Source organism: [Zimmermannella] bifida NBRC 103089, from assembly GCF_001570925.1.
Taxonomy (GTDB): Bacteria; Actinomycetota; Actinomycetes; order Actinomycetales; family Microbacteriaceae; genus Gulosibacter; species Gulosibacter bifidus.
Map to the genome: position 1 here is coordinate 1 of NZ_BCSP01000031.1, position 1,245 is coordinate 1,245.

1 protein-coding gene is annotated in these 1,245 nt (G+C 67.1%); it reads left to right on the forward strand.

Annotation, left to right across the window (positions count from 1 at the left end; genetic code table 11):
- Window positions 1–82 precede the first annotated feature (82 nt).
- Window positions 83–1,233, forward strand: a protein-coding gene (locus ZBI01S_RS09365; RefSeq protein ID WP_110477080.1) for an IS3 family transposase whose coding sequence is annotated in 2 segments (ribosomal slippage) — window positions 83–353 and window positions 353–1,233 — 1,152 coding nt in all. Because the reading frame shifts where the segments join, the coding sequence is not laid out codon by codon here.
- Window positions 1,234–1,245: the final 12 nt, after the last annotated feature.

Consider the following 1,245-nt stretch of genomic DNA (forward strand, 5'->3'; position numbering starts at 1 on the left):
GGGCTGACCCCGTTTCGTAGGTCCAGTCGTTATGAGAGTCGTCCTGTTGCCCGCGGTCGCGGGCAGGGAGACTGGTCAGATCATGACGAACAGCAGGAAGCGTCACACCCCGGAGCAGGTCGTCCGTAAGCTCGGGCAGGCCGACAGGATGCTCACCGATGGTCAGGACGTCGCGGCGGTGTGCCGGGAGCTGGGGGTGTCCGAGCAGACGTACTACCGGTGGCGGAACCAGTACGGCGGCCTCAAGGCCGACGACGCAAAGCGTCTGAAGGAGTTGGAGAAGCAGAACGCGACCCTGAAGCGTCTGCTCGCGGAAGCGGAGCTGGAGAAGGCCGCGCTCAAGGAGCTGGCTGAGGGAAACTTCTAAGCCCGGACAGGCGCCGCGCCGCCGTCGATCACCTCAAGCGCAAGTTGCGGGTGAGCGAACGGATGGCGTGCCGTCTGGTCGGGCTGAGCCGCTCCGCGTACCGGCGACCGCTCAAGGGCGACACGGTCACGGACCCGGATCGGGCGCTCAGGGAGTGGCTGCGCGCCTGGGCGAAGGACCATCCCCGCTACGGGTATCGGCGGGCGTATCACGACGCCCGCGCCGAGGGGTGGGTGGTGAACCACAAGAAGATCCAACGCCTGTGGCGTGACGAAGGGCTCCGGGTCCCGCAGCGGCGTCGACGCAAGCGCGTCGGGTCCTCGACCGTCGACGCGCCGACGGCGGACGCGCCGAACGTGGTGTGGGCGGTGGACTTCCAGTTCGACGCCGACGAGCACGGACGATTGATCAAGATCTGCTCGATCGTCGACGAACACACCCGGGAGTGCATCGGCGGCCTCGTGGAGCGCTCGATTACCGCCGACCGACTCACCGCCCACCTCGAGGACCTCGTCGCCGCCCGGGGCGCCCCGGCGGTGCTCAGGTCGGACAACGGGCCGGAGTTCATCAGCGAGGCGATGGCCGACTGGGCTGGCACCCGCACCGGCCTGTCCTACATCCCTCCGGGCTCGCCGTGGCGCAACGGGTACGTCGAGTCGTTCAACAGCCGGATCCGCGACGAGTGCCTCAACATCAACAGCTTCTACTCGCTGCTGCACGCACAGGTCATCATCGGCGACTGGAAGGACGAGTACAACCACCACCGCCGGCACTCCTCGCTCGGCTACCTAACCCCAGCCGAGTACGCTCGGCAGTGCACCCATCAAATGGAAACCGACGACTCACAGAACGTCCGGACCGAATGAAGGGGGCGGCTC